Origin of the sequence: Paraburkholderia lebeckiae, assembly GCF_050436225.1 — a bacterium.
GTDB lineage: Bacteria > Pseudomonadota > Gammaproteobacteria > Burkholderiales > Burkholderiaceae > Paraburkholderia > Paraburkholderia tuberum.
In genome coordinates this window covers 792,386-810,856 of the sequence record NZ_JBNDLU010000002.1, presented here as the reverse complement: position 1 = coordinate 810,856, position 18,471 = coordinate 792,386, and the positions used below count along the sequence as shown (strand labels likewise).

Sequence of the window (18,471 nt, the reverse complement as noted above, 5' to 3'; positions counted from 1 at the left end):
GCGAGCCGTGCCGCGCGCCGTTACAGCGTCACCGCCTCACCGCTTTGCAGCGACTCGCGCAGCGCCACACCGATACGCGTCGCTTCGAGCGCATCGGCGAGCGTCGCGCCACTCTGTGCCGCGTCGCCCCTCCCCGGCCCTTTTTGCACCGATGCGACGAACGCGCGTGCCTCGTGCAGAAACGCGTCCTCGAACCGGTCGAAAAAGTTCGGCGTGCATTCGTTGCGAATGCCGGTCGCGTCGTAGATCTCGACGCGGTTCGCGCGCGGATTGCGGCCGATCGTCAGCGCGCCCGCCGTGCCGATCACTTCGCTATGCGTATCGTTGCCGTGCGCCTGGGTGCGCGACGCATAGAACATCGCGAGCTTGCCGCCCTCGAATTCGCAGATCGCGACACCGTTGTCGACGTCGCCGAATTCGCGCAGACCCTCGTGCAGAGCGATCGTGCCCGCCGCGAACACGCGCGTCGCGCGCGGCTTGCCGAGCAGCCAGCGGGCGACGTCGATGTCGTGCACCGTGCAGTCGAGAAAGATGCCGCCCGAGGTCGCCGCGAAGCGCACGAAGAAACCGTCGTCGTCGTTTTTATCGGTGGTTTGCGAGCGCACGAGGAACGGCCGGCCGATCTGGCCGGCGGCGATTTTATCGAACGCGTCGCGGTAGCTCGGATCGAAGCGGCGCATGAAGCCGATCGTCGCCTGCAGGTGCGGATAGTGCGCCGCTTCGGCCAACACGCGCTCGCATTCGGCGACATCAAGCGACAGCGGCTTTTCGCAGAACACATGCTTGCCGGCGCGCAACGCGTCGACGATCTGCTGCGCGTGCAGCGACGACGGCGTGACGAGCCATACCGCGTCGACGTGCGGATCGGCGAGCAGGTCCGTGTAATCGGCGTAGAGACGCGGTTCGGGTAGTGCATCGCGCGCCCATGCGAGCTCGTCTTCGAGCGGGCTGCACGCGGCCGCGAGCGTCGCGCCCGGCACGCGATACGCGAGATTCTCCGCATGCCGCTTGCCGAGCCGCCCAAGGCCTACCACGCCGAGCCGCAAGCGTTCCGTGGCGCGCTTCATCACGCTGCCTCGCCGAGTTTGACCGCGCGGCCCTCGCGCCACGAACGCGTCGCGGCTTCCGCGAGTTCGAGCGCTTTCAGGCCATCCGCGACGGTCGTGCGCACCGGCTTGCCGTGCGTGACCGCGTCGAAGAAATGCGCGATTTCGAGCGCGTACGCCGCGCGATAGCGTTCGAGAAAGAACGCCTCGGGCACGTCGGTCGACACTTCCGTCTTCGAGTAAGCGGTGACCTCGGTCGGCCGCACGTTGCCCGCCTGCAGCATGCCGGTGCTGCCGAGCACTTCGAAGCGCTGGTCGTAGCCGTAGGCAGCGCGCCGCGCGGTGTTGATCTGGCACAGCCGGCCGCGCTTCGTGCGGATCGTCACCGCGGTCGAATCGATGTCGCCCGCGTCGGCGATCGCGGGGTCGGTGAGGCAACTGCCGGTGGCGTGCAGCGTGTCGGCTTCGTCGTCGAGAATCCAGCGACAGATGTCGAAGTCGTGAATCAGCATGTCCTTGAAGATGCCGCCCGAGTGCCGGATGTACTCGACCGGCGGCGCGCCCGGATCGCGGCTCGTGACGACGAGCATTTCCGGCGTGCCGATCTCGCCCGCGTCGAGACGCGTTTTCAACGCCGAAAACGTCGGATCGAAGCGCCGCTGAAAGCCGATCATGCACACGACACCGGCGCGCTCCACCGCTTCTGCGCACATCCGCGCGCGCTCCAACGTGAGATCGACCGGCTTCTCGCAGAACACGTGCTTGTTCTGCGCGGCCGATTTGACGATCAGGTCCGCATGCGTGTCGGTGCTCGAACAGATCACGGTCGCACCGATCGATGCATCGCCGATCGCGCCGTCGCTATCCGCAACCCGCGCGCCATGCTGCGCGGCGAGCGCGGCGGCCGCCTCGCGATTCACGTCGACCACGTATTTGAGCCGCACGCCGGGCTGCCGCGCGAGATTCGCCGCATGGATCTTGCCGATGCGCCCCGCGCCGAATACGGCGACGTCGATCGTGTTTACCGCGTCAGTCATCGTAGCCTCCAGTGTCGTTGGATTCTTCAACGTTCAGTTCGAGCTTGTACGCGAGCGCGATGAAGAGCGCCTGGCACAGGCAGATCGTGCTGGTCAGCGAGCGGAACGCGAACGCGCTGCCCTCTTTCACGTACAGCTGCGTGCTGGCGTAGCGTGCGAGCGGCGATAGTTGGCTATCCGTAATGACGAGCGTCTTCGCCTGAAGATGATGCGCGACGCGCAGACAGTACTGTGTCTCCTTGCCGTACGGCGCGAAACTGATCGCAATCACCACGTCGCCCTTCCTCACACTGCGGATCTGCTCGCGATACATGCCGCCGAAGCCAGACACCAGATGCACGCGCTTATGCGTGTGCTGCAACGCATAGACGATGTAGCTCGCGACCGGAAACGAGCGCCGCACGCCGATTACGTAGATGTTGTCGGCCTGCTGCAGCATCTTCACGGCGGCGTCGAACTGCTTGTCGTCGAGGCCCGCTTCGAGTTCTTCGAGGCCGCCGCGCGACGCGGCGATGAACTCGCGCGCGACCGCGCCGCCCGACAACGTGCCGGGCTTCTCGTCGATCAGCTTGCGAATGCGCTGCTGATAGCTCGACGACGACACGCCCTGCTCCGTATACGCCTGACGAAACACCGCCTGCAGATCCGAAAACCCGGAAAAGCCGAAGCGCTGCGCAAAGCGCACGACCGCCGACGGATGCACGGCGCAGCTCGCGGCGATATCGCTGGTGCGATCCATCATCACGCTCGAGCGATGCTGCTCGATGTACGTCGCGACGCTTTTCAATTGCCGCGGCAGCGACTCGTAGGTATCCGCGATGCGCTGCATCAATTCGTCGACGCTCGGCAACGCTTCTTCGGTGATCTGTTCCGCCATGACTGCCTCTCGGGGTTTCCTGCAATGCGGCAGACGCGCCCGCGGCCCGCCGCAACGTGCATCCGACGTTGCCGAGTATAGGCGGCCGCCCCATCAAATGGAACGTATTTTCCATTTTTATTTCTCATGAAATTTTCTTTGCAAGGCTTCGGAAGATGACCTACTCTTGGTCGTGAGCGATGGCGCTTCGGCCTCGTTGTCTGGGTCATCGGAATGGAAAGCCGCCCGCCAGTCGCTCCCTCAATAACGAACGACAGACCGAGAAAGGTGGAGACAATGAGACTTTGCAGAGGCAAGGCAACGCTCAGGCTTCTGGTGACGGCGTTGACGTTGGCGACGGGATTCGGCGCGGCCTCGGCCGCCCGCGCGGCGGACGCCCACTTCGTGCTGATCAGCCACGCGCCGGATTCGGACTCGTGGTGGAACACGATCAAGAACGCGATCAAGCAGGCCGACGAGGACTTCAACGTTCAGACCGACTACCGCAACCCGCCGAACGGCGACATCGCCGACATGGCGCGTCTCGTCGAGCAGGCGGCCGCGCGCAACTACGACGGCGTGATCGTGTCGATCGCCGACTTCGACGTGCTGAAGAGCTCGATCGCGAAGGTCACCGAGAAACACATTCCGCTCGTCACGATCAATTCGGGCACCGAGGAGCAAAGCGCGAAGCTCGGCGCGATCATGCACGTCGGCCAGCCCGAGTTCGCGGCCGGCAAAGCCGCCGGAGAAAAGGCCAAGGCCGCCGGCATCAAGTCGTTCCTGTGCGTGAACCACTACGCGACGAACCCGGCTTCGTTCGAACGCTGCCGCGGTTTCGCCGAAGCGATCGGCGCCAACTTCAAAACCTCGACGCTCGACACGGGTCAGGACCCGACCGGCGTGCAGTCGAAGGTCAGCGCGTTCCTGCGCAATCATCCGGATACCCAGGCGGTGCTGACGCTCGGTCCGCTGTCGGCCGATCCGACGCTGAAGGCGCTGCAGCAGATGGGCCTCGCCGGCAAGATCTGGTTCGCGACGTTCGACTTCGACAGCGACATCGCGAAGGGCATCCAGGACGGCACGATCCAGTTCGCGATCGACCAGCAACCGTACTTGCAGGGCTATATCCCGGTTGCCGTGCTCGCGATCGTGAAGAAGGACCACACCACCGATCCCGCCAAGATCCGCGAGATTCTGCAGGCGAATCCGAAGTTCAAGGAACGTCTTGCGACCTACGGACTCACGCCGTCGTATGGGCCGCGCAATATCGGCTCGGGTCCGGGCTTCATCACGAAGGCCAACGTCGACAAGGTGCTGAAGTACGCCGGCCAGTACCGCTGAACGCACGGCAACGCATCGCATCGCGCGCCTAAGCCGCCGCGCCGGCGGCAAGGTTAAAAGGCAGTGACTGGCGGGACGCATGGCGTCTTGCCGGCGCTCGCCTCCGCAGCGGATTCGCAAACGCCCACGGCATTGCGCCGACCCGCCGGTCGCGGGCGTATCAAGGAGAGCTTCAATGGGTGTCGCCGACCTGTTTCATCCCCATCACCGCAAGCAACCGCCGCCTGATCCGCAGGACCCGGCGAAGTCTGCTGCGACGACCGCCTCGCAATCCGCTGCCGTCGACGAACGCGTGCGCGAGGAATCCTGGTTCCGCCATCTGCTCGGCCGACCGGAATTCGCGGCGCTCGCCGGCACCGTGATGGTGTTCATCGTGTTCGGCGTGGCGGCCGGCAACTCGGGGATGTTCAACCTCGACGGCGTGATGAACTGGTCGCAGGTCGCCGCCTATCTCGGTCTGATCTCGGTCGGCGCGTGCCTGCTGATGATCGCCGGCGAGTTCGATCTGTCGATCGGTTCGATGATCGGCTTTGCCGGCATGATGGTCGCGCTGCCGACCATGTACTTCCACTGGCCGATCTGGCTGGCAATCGTGTTCGCGTTCGTCGGCTCGATGCTGCTCGGCGCGCTCAACGGCTATCTGGTGATGCGCACGCGCCTGCCGTCGTTCATCGTCACGCTCGCGTTCCTGTTCATACTGCGCGGTCTCACGCTCGCGCTATCGGTGATGTTCGCCGATCGCACCATCATCTCCGGCGTCGGCGACGTCGCGCGTCAGGACTGGTTCGCGCACACGTTCTTCCAGGGCGTCGCGTTCAGAGGTCTGTTCGTATGGCTCGGCCACCTCGGCCTCGTGAAGATGCTCGACAACGGCACGCCGCTCGTGCCGGGCATTCCCAAGGTGCTGCTGTGGTGGCTCGTGCTCGCCGTGGTCTGCGCGTTCACGCTCGCCAAGACGCGCTTCGGCAACTGGATTTTCGCGGTCGGCGGCGATGCCAACGCGGCCAAGAACGTCGGCGTGCCGGTGCGTCGCGTGAAGATTTCGCTGTTCGTGCTGACCGCGTTCTGCTCGGCCCTGTATGCAGTACTTCAGGTGTGCGACATCGGTTCGGCCGCGGCCGACCGCGGTTTGCAGGCGGAGTTCGAGGCGATCATCGCCGCGGTGATCGGCGGCACGCTGCTGACAGGCGGCTACGGCTCGGTGATCGGCGCATGCTTCGGTGCGCTGATCTTCGGCGTCGTGCAGATCGGCATCACGTACACCAACGTCGATTCCGACTGGTTCCGCGTGTTCCTCGGCGTGATGCTGCTGTTCGCCGTGCTGTTCAACCACTACGTGCGCGGCCGCGTCGCGGCATCGCGTTAGACGGAGGTTCACGATGAGCACCCCCGAACAGAACACCGACGACATTATTCTGTCGCTGGAAAACGTCAGCCGTTATTTCGGCAACATCATCGCGCTGAACGACATCACGCTGCGCCTCATACGCGGCGAAGTGCATTGCCTGCTCGGCGACAACGGCGCCGGCAAGTCGACGCTGATCAAGACGCTCGCAGGCGTGTATCAGCCGAGCAAAGGCACCTACCGGGTGGACGGCAAACCGGTGCACTTCACGTCGCCGAAAGACGCGCTCGACCTCGGTATCGCAACCGTCTACCAGGATCTCGCGCTGGTGCCGCTGCTATCGGTCGCGCGCAATTTTTTCATGGGCCGCGAGCCGCAGAAAAAGCTGTTCGGCCTTCTGAACGTGATGGACCTCGAAACCTGCGCAACCACCGCGCGCGACAAGCTCGCCGAAATGGGCATCAACGTGCGCGACCCGCATCAGCCGATCGGCACGATGTCGGGCGGCGAGCGTCAATGTCTGGCGATTGCGCGTGCGATCCACTTCGGCGCGCGCGTGCTGATTCTCGACGAACCGACCGCCGCGCTCGGCGTCAAGCAGAGCTTCAACGTGCTGAAGCTGATCCACAAGGCGCGCGCCAAAGGCATCTCGGTGATCTTCATCACGCACAACGTGCACCACGCGTATCCGATCGGCGATTCGTTCACGCTGCTCAATCGCGGCCGCTCGCTCGGCACGTTCACCAAACAGACGATCAGCAAGGACGAAGTGCTCGACATGATGGCCGGCGGCGCCGAGATGCAGAAGATGATCGGCGAACTCGAAGGCGCGACGATCTGACCGATTCGCGCGGCACGTCCAGCCTCGGCGCGTTTTGCCCGGCTGGCCAACGCGCACCCACCGCGCACTGTTACTCAGGACTATTCATGGCTCACTCCAGCACCTCCAGCGGTAACGCAGCGGGCAGCCGGTTCGCGCCGGGGCGCGCCCGCGACATCGTGTGCCTCGGCCGGCTGGCCGTCGATCTGTACGCGCAGCAGGTCGGCGCACGGCTCGAAGACGTGTCGAGCTTCGCGAAGTATCTCGGCGGCTCGTCGGCGAACATCGCGTTCGGCTGCGCGCGGCTCGGGCTTGCCGCAGCCATGCTGGCGCGCGTCGGCAACGATCATATGGGGCGCTTCCTGACGGAGACGCTCACGAAGGAAGGCTGCGACGTGAGTCACGTGCGCATCGATCACGATCGGCTGACCGCGCTCGTGCTGCTCGGCCTGAAGGACCGTGACACCTTTCCGCTGATCTTCTACCGCGAGAACTGCGCGGACATGGCGGTCGACGAGGCCGATTTCGACGAGGCCTTCATCGCGTCGTCGAAAGCGCTGCTGATCACCGGCACGCATTTCTCGACCGAGCAGGTCAATCGCACGAGCCGTCGCGCGCTCGACTACGCGCGTCGCAACGACGTGCGCACCGTGCTCGACATCGACTACCGCCCGGTGCTGTGGGGACTTACGGGCAAGGCCGACGGCGAGACGCGTTTCGTCGCGAGCGAAGGCGTCAGCGCGCATTTGCAGCGGATTCTGCCGCTGTTCGATCTGGTGATCGGCACCGAGGAAGAGTTTCGCATCGCCGGCGGCAAGACCGACCTCGCCGACGCGCTCGCGATGGTGCGCGCGGTGACGGCGGCCACGCTCGTGCTGAAACGCGGGCCGCTCGGCTGTCAGATCATCGACGGCGAGGTGCCTGCATCGCTCGACGATGCGCCGGTTCATGGCGGCGTCGAAGTCGAAGTGCTGAACGTGCTCGGCGCGGGCGACGCGTTCGCTTCCGGCTTCCTGTCCGGCTGGCTGCGCGATCAGCCGCTCGACGCCTGCGCGCACGCCGCGAATGCGAGCGGCGCGCTGGTCGTGTCCCGGCACGGCTGCGCCCCGGCGATGCCGACACCGGCCGAACTCGACTACTTCCTGCGCGAAGCGCAGGCCGATCCGCAACGCATGCGCCGCCCCGATCGCGATGCGAAGCTCGCAAGACTGCATCGCGTGTCGCCGGCGCGCAAAGCGTGGCACGAGGTGCTCGGCTTCGCTTTCGATCATCGCAACTCGTTCTTCGAACTCGCGCAGCAGACCGGCGCCGACGAAGCGCGCATTGCCCGGTTGAAGGGCCTGTTCGTCGAAGCGGTCGCGCAAACCGAACGTGCATTGAACTTGCAGGGACGCATCGGCGTACTGATCGACGACCGCTATGGTCAGGACGCGCTGAATGCCGCGACCGGTCGCGGCTGGTGGATCGGCCGCCCGGTCGAACTGCCCGGCTCCGTGCCGCTCGTATTGGATCATGGTCGTTCGATCGGCACCACGTTGATCGCGTGGCCGCAGGAACACGTCGTGAAATGCCTCGTGCAGTTTCATCCCGACGAGCCGATCGAGCAGCGGCTCGAACAGGAGGCGCAACTGCGCGCGCTGTATGACGCGACCCAGACAAGCGGCCACGAACTGCTGCTCGAAGTGATTCCTCCGAAGCATGCGGCGCTGCCGCAGGGACCGGACATCGTGTATCGCGCGTTGAAGCGCCTGTACAACCTCGGCATCTACCCCGAGTGGTGGAAGCTCGAACCGATGGACGCGGCGCAATGGCAGGCCATCGACGCGCTGATCGCCGAGCGCGATCCGTATTGCCGTGGCGTCGTGCTGCTCGGTTTATCGGCGGCGGTCGAGCAATTGAGCGAGGGCTTTCGCGCGGCCGCGCAAGCGGCGACGTGCCGCGGCTTTACGGTCGGCCGCACGATCTTTCACGAACCAAGCCATGCGTGGCTCGCCGGTGAAATTGGCGACGACGAACTGATCGCGCGTGTGCGCCTCACGTTCGAAACGCTGATCACCGCGTGGCGCGGTGCGCGCGGCGAACCGGCGGCGCACGGCACACCTCATCACGCTCATCAGGAGCAGGCCGCATGAACGAGCGCATCATGCATGACGACACCCCATCCGCCAGCGGCGCGACGCAAGCGCACGCGCCTGCGCGCGCCGGCGGCACGATTCGCCTGACGATGGCGCAGGCGCTCGTGCGCTATCTGGCCGCGCAGCGCGTCGCCAGCGAAGACGGCACCAACGTCGAACCGCTGTTCGGCGGCGTGTTCGCGATTTTCGGTCACGGCAACGTCGCGGGCATCGGCGAGGCGCTGTATCAGCATCGCGACGCGCTGCCGACGTTGCGCGCGCACAACGAGCAGGCGATGGCACACAGTGCGATCGCCTACGCGAAGGCGCACTTTCGCCGCCGCATGATGGCCGTGACGACGTCGATCGGCCCAGGTGCCACCAATCTGCTGACCGCGGCCGCGCTCGCGCACGTGAACCGTTTGCCGGTGCTGCTGTTGCCCGGCGACATCTTCGTGTCGCGCGCGCCCGATCCGGTCTTGCAGCAGGTCGAGGATTTCAACGATGGCGGCGTATCCGCGAATGACGCGTTCAAGCCGCTGTCGCGCTACTTCGACCGCATCGTGCATCCTGCGCAATTGCTGAGCGCGCTGCCGCGCGCGATCCGCGTGCTCACCGATGCCGCGTTGTGCGGCCCCGTCACGCTGGCGCTGCCGCAGGACGTGCAGGCGCAGGCGTGGGACTTCCCGGAGGACTTTTTCACGCCGCGTGTCGTGCGCTTTCACGCACCCGCGCCGCGTAGCGACGATATCGACGCCGCGTGCGCGCGCTTGCGGCACGCGAAGCGTCCGTTGATCGTCGCGGGCGGCGGCGTGCTGTACAGCCGCGCGGCAGATGCGCTGCACCGCCTCGCGAGCGCGCATGGCGTGCCGGTCGCGGAAACGCAGGCCGGCAAAAGCTCGCTCGCGTGGAACGATCCGCTGAATGCAGGCGCGCTCGGTGTGACCGGCTCTGCGGCTGCCAACGCGCTTGCGCATGACGCCGACTGCGTGCTCGCGCTCGGCACGCGGCTGCAGGACTTCACGACCGGCTCGAACACGCTGTTCACGCAAGCCGACGTGATCGCGATCAACGCGAACGGATTCGACGCGCTCAAGCATCGCGGCTTCGTCGTCGAAGCCGATGTGAAACTCGCGCTCGATGCGCTAACGGGGCCGCTGCAAGGCTGGCACGCCGAGCGCAGCTGGACCGCGCGCGCACACAAGCTCGCTGCGAGCTGGCGCGACACCGTGCAAACGCTCACCCATGCGCCGCAACGCGACGCGGTACTGCCCTACGAGGGCGACGTGATCGGCGCGGTGCAGCGTTCGAGCGCGCACTCGCCGACCGACGACATCGTCGTCTGCGCGGCCGGCACGCTGCCCGCCGATCTGCACAAGCTATGGCGCGCGGGCCGGCCCGGCGCGTATCACGTCGAATACGGCTATTCGTGCATGGGCTACGAGATCGCGGGCGGCCTCGGCGTCAAGCTCGCGCGGCCCGAGCGCGAGGTGATCGTGATTCTCGGCGACGGCAGCTATCTGATGATGAACAGCGAGATCGCGAGCTCGGTGATGCTCGGCGCGAAGCTGATCGTCGTCGTGCTCGACAATCGCGGCTTCGGCTGCATCAATCGACTGCAACAGGCTTGCGGTAGCGCACCGTTCAACAATCTGCTCGACGATTGCGTGCACGCACCGGAAGGCGCGCCGCACATCGACTTCGCCGCGCATGCGCGCGCGCTCGGCGCGCAAGCCGAGCATGCACGCAATCTCGCCGAGCTCGAAGCCGCACTGCAACGCGCGCGCGCGGCGCGAGGCACGTACGTGATCAGCATCGACACCGACCCGGCTCGCACCACGGAAGACGGTGGCTGGTGGTGGGAAGTCGCGGTGCCCGAAGTATCGACGCGCACCGAGGTGCGCGACGCCCGCGCGAAGTACGACGCGCAGCTCGTCGCGCGCGCGGCGCCGTCCGCGACGCCTGCGCCGTCACAGGGCGCCGATCACGACTGAGAACCATGAGGACTCCGGCATGACTGCTTTCGACGTACGCATCGGCATCAACCCGCTGTCGTGGATGAACGACGACCTGCCGTCGCTCGGCGGCGAGACGCCGCTCGAAGTCGCGCTGACCGAGGGTCGCCAGATCGGCTATCAGGGCTTCGAACTCGGCAACAAGTTTCCTCGCGAGCCGCAAGCGCTGAAAACGCTGCTCGCACAATACGACCTCGCGCTCGTGTCCGGCTGGTACTCGGGACAACTGGCCAGGCGCAGCGTCGCCGAAGAAATCGACACGGTCGGCCCGCATCTGGAGTTGCTCGCGCAGAACGGCGCGACCGTGATGGTGTATGGCGAAGTCGCCGATTCGATCCAGGGCGCGCCGCGCCCGTTGTATCAACGGCCGCGCTTTTTCAGCGACGCGCAATGGGCCGGCTACGCGGCACGCGTCGATGAATTCGCGCGTTATACACTGAGTCGCGGCGTGCGGCTCGCCTATCATCATCATATGGGCGCGTACGTCGAAACGCCGGCCGACGTCGACCGGTTGATGGCGCGCACAAGCGACGCGGTCGGCCTGCTGTTCGACGCCGGGCACATCACGTTCGCGGGCGGCGATCCGTTGGCCGTGCTCGACCAACACATCGCGCGCGTTTGCCACGTGCACTGCAAGGACGTGCGCCCCGCCGTGATGAAGCTCGCACGCAATCGCAACTGGAGTTTTCTCGATGCGGTGATCGCCGGTGCGTTCACGGTGCCCGGCGACGGCGCGGTCGATTTTCCGGCGCTGATCGACCGGTTGAAGCGGCACGGTTATTGCGGCTGGCTCGTCGTCGAGGCGGAGCAGGACCCGGTGGTCGCGCCGCCGTTCGACTATGCGCAGAAGGGATACGGAACTTTGCGGGCGCTCGTCGATGCGCCCCTCGGCAAGGAGGCAGCATGAGCTTATTGGTGAAGGCAGAGCGCGAAGGCCAGACGATCGCGCGCGTGACGCCGCAGTCGGCCTGCTGGCGCTATGTGGGATTCGCCGCGTACCGGCTCGGCGCGAACGAACTCGTCTACGTGTTCGAGCCGGCGCGCGAAGCGTGCATCGTTGTGCTGAGCGGCGCGGTCGATATCGAAACGCGGGACAGGACGTGGAGCTCGCTCGGTTCACGCGACAGCGTGTTCGAAGACGCGGCGCCGTACGCGGTGTATGTGCCGCCGAATGTGCGCGCGACGGTGCGCGCGTGCCGCGACGCGGAGATCGGTGTCGCGAGCGCGCCGGCCAGGGGCGAGTATCCGGCGCGGCTGATCGAGCCGGCGTCGATGAAGCGCTCGACGCGCGGTAAGTCGCTGAATACGCGTTATGTGTGCGACATTCTTCCGCACACCGAGCCGGCGGAATCGCTGCTGGTGGTCGAAGTGAGGACGCCGGGCGGTCACGCGTCGAGCTACCCGCCGCACAAGCACGACACCGACAATATCCCGCTCGAAAGCTCGCTCGAAGAAACCTATTACCACCGGCTCGATCCGCCGCAAGGCTTCGCCTTCCAACGCGTGTACACCGACTCGCGCGATATCGACGAATCGATGGCCGTCGAGGATCACGACGTCGTGATGGTGCCGCGCGGCTATCACCCGGTCGTCGTGCCGTACGGCTACGACTCGTATTATCTGAACGTGATGGCGGGCAGCCAGCGAGTCTGGCATTTCCATAACGATCCGGCGCACGAATGGATCATCAACAAGGATGCTTGACTAATTTGTTCGTAGTCGCGCGTCAGCCAACTCCGAGCCATTCGCGCATCACGTCGTCGCGCGACATAAACGACGCCAGCGCGCCGTCGAACACGATCTCGCCGTGCCCCATCACCGCGACGCGGCACGCGATGTCCCGCGCGATCACGAGCCTCTGCTCGATCAGCAACATCGCGACGCCACGCTCGCGCAGCGCGTGCAGGCAGGCGGCGACCTGCTGCATCACGAGACTCGCGAGCCCTTCGCCGGGCTCGTCGATCAACAGCAGATCGGGATCTCCGAGCAGCGCCCGCGCGAGCGCGAGCATCTGTTGCTCGCCGCCCGACAGCGCGCCGGCGCGCGTTCGCTTGCGCTCGGCGAGCACAGGGAACAGCGCGTACGCGTCGTCGAGCGTGAAGCGCGGCGCTCGGCCGCGCGCACGCGATGCGGCGGCCGGCGCAATGCCAAGCAGCAGGTTTTCATGCACGCTCAGCGCGGTGAACACGTCGCGATGCTCGGCCACATAGCCGAGCCCGAGCCGCGCGATCTCGAACGTGCGCCGACCGGCGAGCGGACGCCCCGCGAAACGTAGTTCGCCCTCGCAGCGCACGAGGCCCATGATCGCGCGTGCGAGCGTCGAGCGGCCCGAGCCGTTGCGGCCGACCAGCGCGACCACTTCGCCGGGCTCGATGCTCAGCGTGACGCCGTGCAACGCCTGGCTCGCGCCATACCACGCATTCAGGTCGCAAATGTCGAGCAGCGCGCTCATCGGCCTGCTCCGTGGTCCGGTTCATCACCCGCTCGCGCGCCTGAGCCGACGTCGAAGCGTTCGCCCAGATACGCGGCCCGTACCGCCGCGTCCGCACGAATCGCGGCCGGCGATCCACTTGCGATGATGCACCCCTGCACCAGCACCGAAATGCGATCGGCGATCGCGAACACCGCATCCATATCGTGCTCGACCATCAGCAGCGTGCGGCCGGCGGTGGTGTCGCGGATCAGCTCGATCGCGCGCGCCGCTTCCGCGCGGTTCATGCCCGCCGTCGGTTCGTCGAGCAGCAGCGTGTGCGCGCCGCCCGCGAGCGCGATGCCGAGGTCGAGCGCGCGCTGCTCCGCGTAGCTGAGCGTGCCGGCCGCGACGTCGCGGCGCGCGCCGAGGCCGACCGCGTCGAGCACGTCGGCGGCGCGCGCATCGACCGCGGCCGTGCCGGTCAGACACTGCCACCAGCGCGTGCGATCGCGTTCGGCAAGCTGCGCCGCGCAGCGCAGGTTGTCGAACACGGACAGCCGCGCGAACACGCTGGTGCTCTGAAAGCTGCGCGCGAGGCCACGGCGCGCGATCGCGGCCGGCGCGAGCCGCGTGATGTCCGCGCCGAACAGGTGGATACGCCCCGCGCTCGGCCGTGCGCCGCCCCCGATCAGATTGAACAGCGTGGACTTGCCCGCGCCGTTCGGGCCGATCAGCGCGTGCCGCTCGCCTGGCTCGATCGCGAGATCGACGCCGCGCAGGATTTGCGTCGAGCCGAAACGCTTTTCGATGCCGTAGAGCGCGAGTGCGGGGATCATCGTGCGGCTCCGGGGAATCGTGCCGCGCGTGCGTGGGCCGTGACGCGCGCATGCGCGCGCAGCGCGTGGCGCGTGGTCAGCGCAGCCAGAGCGGCGAGCGCAACGAGCGCCAGCGCGAGCAGAAGTGGCGAGGCGGCAAGCGGCGACAGCGGCGGCGGCGCGATGGTGGCATCGGTATCCGCGCCAGCGCCCGCACCTGCACCGGCGCGGAACAATGCGCCGAACAACACACCAGAAGCCGCACCCTCGTCCGCGCCGAACTGCGCCGCATAAGCCCACTGCACCGCGAACACGATGGCCGCGAGCCACAGCAACCCCGCCGCCGCGCTCCACCAATACGCGGCGCGGCAACGTCGCCAGCCGTTGGCGGCAATCCGCGCCGTCTGCCGCGAGGCAAAGCCGGCGAGCCCATCCGGCGCGGCCAGCACGACGGCGACGAAGAACAGCCCGAGGTAGAACAGCCACGCCCGCGTGACACTGGCGACCACCACGCTGAAAAACGTCAGCACGATCGCCCCCGCGACCGGCCCGAAGAACGCCGCCGTGCCGCCGATCACGGTCGCGATCAGCACCGCGCCCGAGCGCATCGTGCCGACGCTCTCGGTCGATACGAGTTCGATATTGATCAGCCCGAGCGTGCCCGCGACGCCCGCGAAAAACGCCGACAGCACGACCACGCCATAGCGAACCCGCCGCGGATAGCAGCCGATCGCCGCCGCGCGCGCCGGGTTGTCGCGCACGGCGTTCGCGAGCCGCATGAACGGTGTGCGCGACAGCGCGAACATCGCGACACTGGCGACGACGCACCACAGCGCGATCAGCGCATAGGCCTCGCGCGCCGGACCGAAGCTCCAGCCGCCGAGGACTGGCCCGCTCGCGCGATCGATCGCGACGCCCGCCTCGCCGCCGAACCAGTCCGGCAGCGTCCACGCGGCCGCGACGACAAGCTCGCCGAGACCGAGCGTGATCATCGCGAATGCGGTGCCGGCTCGGCGCGTCGCGATGAAGCCGAACAGCACGCCGCACAGCGCGCCGCCGATGCCGCCGACCAACGGCAGCAGCACGAGCGGCATGCCGCCCGCGTTGAACACCCGCGCGGCGATCAACGCGCCGAGCCCCGCATAAGCGGCGTGCCCGAACGACAGCAGCCCGGTCCCGCCCAGCAGCAGGTTGTACGACAGCGCGAACACGATCATCGTCGCGCTTTGCGCGAGATACGCGAGCAGCCAGCTGTGCGGCCAGATGAAAGGCGGTACGGCCAGAAAGGCGACGAGCGCGAGCCACGGCGCGACCGCACGGCCGCCCCCGCGAGGCTGCACCTCGCTTTCCAGCGCGTCTGACGACCCGCCCCGCTTACGCATGATCGTCACGCCGTCCGAACAGCCCGCGCGGCCTCGTCGCCAGCACTGCGACGAGCAACAGGTACGGCAGCAGCGGCGCGAGTTGCGCGAGCGTCAGCGCGTCCCATTCGGGCGGCAGCACCGCGCCGGCGAGCGACACCACGTCGCCCAACGACAGATCGCTCGCGACCGCCAGCGTTTGCAGGCACCCCACCAGCAGCGACGCGACGAGCGCCCCGCTCAGCGACCCGAGCCCGCCGATCACGACCACGACGAACACGATCGAGCCGAGCGACTCCGCCATCGCCGGCTCGATGACGAATAGCGGCGCGCCGATCACGCCGGCCAGCGCGGCGAGCGCGGTGCCGGCCGCGAACACGCCGGTGAACACGCGCGGCACGTCGTGCCCGAGCGCTTCGACGGCCTGCGCATGCGTGAGCGCGGCGCGCACGATCAAGCCAGTCTTCGACACGCGCAGCATCGCGACGAGCGCCGCGAGCATCGCGAGCGACACCGCCATCATGAACGCGCGATAGCGCGTGAAGACCGCGCCGTACAGCGAGAACAGCGGACCGTCGAGCACCGCCGGAATCTTCGCCGACAGCGAACCGAGCCCCCAGCCGAGCTTGACGAGTTCGCCGAGCAGATAGGCGGCGCCGAACGTCAGCAGCAGTTCGGGCAGATGCCCGTGCCCGCGCACGCGCCGCAGCAGCCAGCGTTCGAGCGCCGCGCCGAGCAGACCGACGAGGAGCGGCGCGACCACCAGCGCGCTCCAGAAGCCGGCGCGCGCCGCCACCGAAAAGCCGACGTACGCGCCGAGCATATAGAAGCTCGCATGCGCGAAGTTGAGCACGCCGAGCATGCTGAAGATCAGCGTCAGCCCGGCCGACAGCATGAACAGCAACAGCCCGTAGCTCAGGCCGTTGAGCAGAGTGATGATGAACGACTGCACGCGTCTAGTCCGCCGGCCCGACGACGCACAACGGTTCGAGCGCCGCGCGCAGCTCGGCGGGCAGGTTCACGGGACGGCGCGTCGCGCGGTCCACGTAGACGTGCACGAAGTGCCCTTGCGCGGCGGGCTCGGCGTCGCCGTCGCGAAATAGCCCCACCTCGTAGCGCACGCTCGACGTGCCGAGCCGCGCGACGCGCAAGCCCGCGTCGATGCGATCGGGAAACACGAGCGGCGCGAAGTAGTTGCACTGCGTCTCGACGACCAGCCCGATCGTCGTGCCGTGCTCGAAATCGAGTACGCGCGCGCGGACCAGATACTCGTTCACGACGGTGTCGAAATAGCTGTAGTAGACGACGTTGTTCACGTGGCCGTAGACGTCGTTGTCCATCCAGCGCGTGGTGATCGGCAGGAAGTGCGGATACGCGGCGCGGCCGGCGGGGGCGGGTTTGTTCATCGGACGTGGCCGTTGGTGGATGCGAGGATCACAGCGACTCGGTCAGCATGCGGCGATAGTCGTCGGCGCTCGCCTCGCGCGGATTCGTGCGATGACAATGGTCGACCAGCGCGCCCTGCACGACCTTGTCGAACATGCTTTCGTCGACGCCCATTTGCCTGAGGCCGGTCGGCAGTCCAAGCCGCGCCGTCATGTCGAACAGCGCATGCGCGAGATCCGCATGCTCGGGCACCCCCATCACGCGACGCATGCGCGCATAGCGACGCTCGGCCACCACGCTCGGCGCGCGCTCGTTGAAGCGCAGCACCGCGGGCAGCACGACCGCGTTCAGCGTGCCGTGATGCAGCGACGTGCGGCCGTTCACCTTCAGGCCGCCCAGCGGATGCGACAGCGAGTGCACACAGCCGAGGCCCTTCTGGAACGCCATCCCGCCCTGCATCGACGCGCTCATCATGTTCAGGCGTGCCTCGCGATCGCGGCCGTCCGCGCACGCGCGCTCGATGCTGTGCCACGCGCGTTCGAGGCCGTCGAGCGCGATACCGTCGGCGGGCGGATTGAAGGTCGGCGCGAGGAAGGTCTCGATGCAATGCGCGATCGCGTCCATGCCGGTCGCGGCGGTCAGCCCCGGCGGCAGGCCGAGCGTGAGACCGGGATCGCACGGCGCCGATTTCGGCAGCAGATTCCACGAGTGAAAGCCGAGCTTGCGGCCGTCGTTCAGAATCACGATCGCGCCGCGGGCGACTTCGCTGCCAGTGCCGGCCGTGGTCGGAATCGCGATCAGCGGCGCGACGGCGTCGGTGATCTTCGCGCTGCCGCCTTCGATCGTCGCGTACTGCGTGAGCGGCCCCGGATGCGTGGCCGCGATCGCGACGCCCTTCGCGAGATCGATCGACGAACCGCCGCCCACCGCGATCAGCCCGTCGCAGCGCTCGTCGCGATACACCTGGGCGGCCGCGAGCACCATTTCCTCGGTCGGGTTCGACGGCGTGTCGTCGAACAGCGGCACGTCGCCGAGCTTCAGCGCGTCGAGTGCCTGCCGCGCGATGCCGGCCGCGACGACGCCCTTGTCGCTGATCACCAGAGGCCGCTCGATGCCGATGCGCGCGCACTCGGACGACAGTTGCGACAGTGCGTCGTAGCCCAGATGAATGTGGGTCAGGTAGTAGATGTAGGCCATGCCGTTTCTCCCTGAGCGTGCGCTCATTGACCGCCGATTGACGTGGATGATCGGTTCGGTGATGCGTCGATGGATCTGCCGGGTCGTGTGGTGTCGCGTGGGTTGTGGGCTGTCTCCATGTTGGCTGTGATTTCTGCGTCGTCTGTGTGCTGGCTGATGTTGCGGCTCGGTGGGCCGAACGCCTCACTGCCCCGGCCGCTCGACGAATTCGAACGGCAACCCGCGTCGCCGCATCCATTCGCCGAGCGCCTGGCCGGTGCCCGCGCGCCACGGCCGCAGCTTCGCGGGCTCGACGAGCCGGTATTCGAGCAGCTCGGGCGACAGCGCGATCGTCCCATGCGCCTTCACGTGATACGCGATGATCAGCTCGTTCTTGCGGATGAATTCGTACACGCCGATCAGTTCGACCGACTCGGCGTGCAGCGACGTCTCCTCCATCACTTCGCGCGCGATGCCCTGCTCCGGCGTCTCGCCGTTTTCGAGGAAGCCGGTGATCAGCGCGAACATGCCCTCGGGCCACGCCGCATTGCGCGCAAGCAGGATCTTGCCCTCGTACTCGACGATCGCCGCGACGACCGGCAGCGGGTTATTCCAATGGACGTAGCCGCACCCGGTATCGGGACAGCTCTGACGGACGCGGCCGCCCTCGTGGTCGGGGTCGGCGCGTTCGGTCAGGGGTTTCGCGCAGCGGGGACAGAATCGGTACTCGGTCATGGCGGGGG

At 67.0% G+C, this 18,471-nt stretch carries 17 protein-coding genes; 7 read left to right on the top strand and 10 right to left on the bottom strand.

The genetic code is table 11. The features are described from left to right. Positions 1–20: 20 nt before the first annotated feature. The 3 genes from OKW45_RS18540 to OKW45_RS18530 are packed head-to-tail and all read right to left on the bottom strand — an operon-like array spanning position 21 to position 2,960. Positions 21–1,067 (bottom strand): Gfo/Idh/MocA family oxidoreductase, encoded by a 1,047-nt coding sequence (locus OKW45_RS18540; RefSeq protein WP_429470352.1) that lies wholly within the window; start codon positions 1,065–1,067, stop codon positions 21–23. Beyond that, positions 1,067–2,083, bottom strand: coding sequence for an inositol 2-dehydrogenase (iolG, locus tag OKW45_RS18535; RefSeq protein WP_429470350.1), 1,017 nt, complete (start codon positions 2,081–2,083; stop codon positions 1,067–1,069). The genes OKW45_RS18540 and iolG overlap by 1 nt, the downstream gene beginning before the upstream one ends. Next, positions 2,076–2,960: a MurR/RpiR family transcriptional regulator gene (locus OKW45_RS18530; RefSeq protein ID WP_018421188.1), complete on the bottom strand. Its 885-nt coding sequence runs from the start codon at positions 2,958–2,960 to the stop codon at positions 2,076–2,078. Before OKW45_RS18530 ends, iolG begins: the two co-directional genes overlap by 8 nt. A 276-nt stretch (positions 2,961–3,236) precedes the next feature. Between OKW45_RS18530 and OKW45_RS18525 the strand changes: the two genes are divergently transcribed. From OKW45_RS18525 to iolB, 7 genes are all read left to right on the top strand, one after another. Next, the gene (locus OKW45_RS18525; RefSeq protein ID WP_429470348.1) at positions 3,237–4,283 is read left to right on the top strand and encodes a sugar ABC transporter substrate-binding protein; all 1,047 of its coding nucleotides are present in this window, start codon (positions 3,237–3,239) and stop codon (positions 4,281–4,283) included. 175 nt (positions 4,284–4,458) lie between these two features. After that, positions 4,459–5,649: an ABC transporter permease gene (locus OKW45_RS18520; RefSeq protein WP_018421190.1), complete on the top strand. Its 1,191-nt coding sequence runs from the start codon at positions 4,459–4,461 to the stop codon at positions 5,647–5,649. Between the two features lie 13 nt (positions 5,650–5,662). Further along, complete coding sequence (locus OKW45_RS18515) at positions 5,663–6,469, top strand: ATP-binding cassette domain-containing protein (RefSeq protein WP_184006205.1); 807 nt, start codon at positions 5,663–5,665, stop codon at positions 6,467–6,469. A gap of 86 nt (positions 6,470–6,555) precedes the next feature. Then, positions 6,556–8,580 (top strand): bifunctional 5-dehydro-2-deoxygluconokinase/5-dehydro-2-deoxyphosphogluconate aldolase, encoded by a 2,025-nt coding sequence (locus OKW45_RS18510; RefSeq protein WP_429470346.1) that lies wholly within the window; start codon positions 6,556–6,558, stop codon positions 8,578–8,580. Continuing rightward, complete coding sequence (gene iolD / locus OKW45_RS18505; protein WP_429470344.1) at positions 8,577–10,556, top strand: 3D-(3,5/4)-trihydroxycyclohexane-1,2-dione acylhydrolase (decyclizing); 1,980 nt, start codon at positions 8,577–8,579, stop codon at positions 10,554–10,556. Before OKW45_RS18510 ends, iolD begins: the two co-directional genes overlap by 4 nt. Before the next feature lie 19 nt (positions 10,557–10,575). After that, on the top strand, positions 10,576–11,484 hold the full coding sequence (gene iolE / locus OKW45_RS18500) for a myo-inosose-2 dehydratase (protein WP_429470342.1): 909 nt from the start codon (positions 10,576–10,578) through the stop codon (positions 11,482–11,484). Further along, positions 11,481–12,281, top strand: coding sequence for a 5-deoxy-glucuronate isomerase (gene iolB, locus OKW45_RS18495; protein WP_429470340.1), 801 nt, complete (start codon positions 11,481–11,483; stop codon positions 12,279–12,281). Before iolE ends, iolB begins: the two co-directional genes overlap by 4 nt. Positions 12,282–12,303: 22 nt before the next feature. On the opposite strand, the gene OKW45_RS18490 is transcribed toward iolB, so the two are convergent. The 7 genes from OKW45_RS18490 to OKW45_RS18460 all read right to left on the bottom strand — a co-directional run bounded on the left by OKW45_RS18490 (position 12,304) and on the right by OKW45_RS18460 (position 18,463). Next, complete coding sequence (locus tag OKW45_RS18490) at positions 12,304–13,029, bottom strand: ABC transporter ATP-binding protein (RefSeq protein WP_429470338.1); 726 nt, start codon at positions 13,027–13,029, stop codon at positions 12,304–12,306. After that, positions 13,026–13,826, bottom strand: a complete 801-nt coding sequence (locus OKW45_RS18485) for an ABC transporter ATP-binding protein (protein ID WP_429470336.1) — start codon at positions 13,824–13,826, stop codon at positions 13,026–13,028. Before OKW45_RS18485 ends, OKW45_RS18490 begins: the two co-directional genes overlap by 4 nt. Further along, positions 13,823–15,187: a branched-chain amino acid ABC transporter permease gene (locus OKW45_RS18480; protein ID WP_429470334.1), complete on the bottom strand. Its 1,365-nt coding sequence runs from the start codon at positions 15,185–15,187 to the stop codon at positions 13,823–13,825. The genes OKW45_RS18485 and OKW45_RS18480 overlap by 4 nt, the downstream gene beginning before the upstream one ends. Further along, positions 15,180–16,118: a branched-chain amino acid ABC transporter permease gene (locus OKW45_RS18475; RefSeq protein ID WP_018421199.1), complete on the bottom strand. Its 939-nt coding sequence runs from the start codon at positions 16,116–16,118 to the stop codon at positions 15,180–15,182. The genes OKW45_RS18480 and OKW45_RS18475 overlap by 8 nt, the downstream gene beginning before the upstream one ends. 4 nt (positions 16,119–16,122) lie before the next feature. Then, the gene (locus tag OKW45_RS18470) at positions 16,123–16,572 is read right to left on the bottom strand and encodes an acyl-CoA thioesterase (protein WP_090801058.1); all 450 of its coding nucleotides are present in this window, start codon (positions 16,570–16,572) and stop codon (positions 16,123–16,125) included. Between the two features lie 28 nt (positions 16,573–16,600). Beyond that, positions 16,601–17,749, bottom strand: coding sequence for a 4-hydroxybutyrate dehydrogenase (gene gbd / locus OKW45_RS18465; RefSeq protein WP_429470332.1), 1,149 nt, complete (start codon positions 17,747–17,749; stop codon positions 16,601–16,603). Between the two features lie 183 nt (positions 17,750–17,932). Next, positions 17,933–18,463, bottom strand: coding sequence for an NUDIX domain-containing protein (locus OKW45_RS18460; protein WP_018421202.1), 531 nt, complete (start codon positions 18,461–18,463; stop codon positions 17,933–17,935). Between the last annotated feature and the right edge of the window lie 8 nt (positions 18,464–18,471).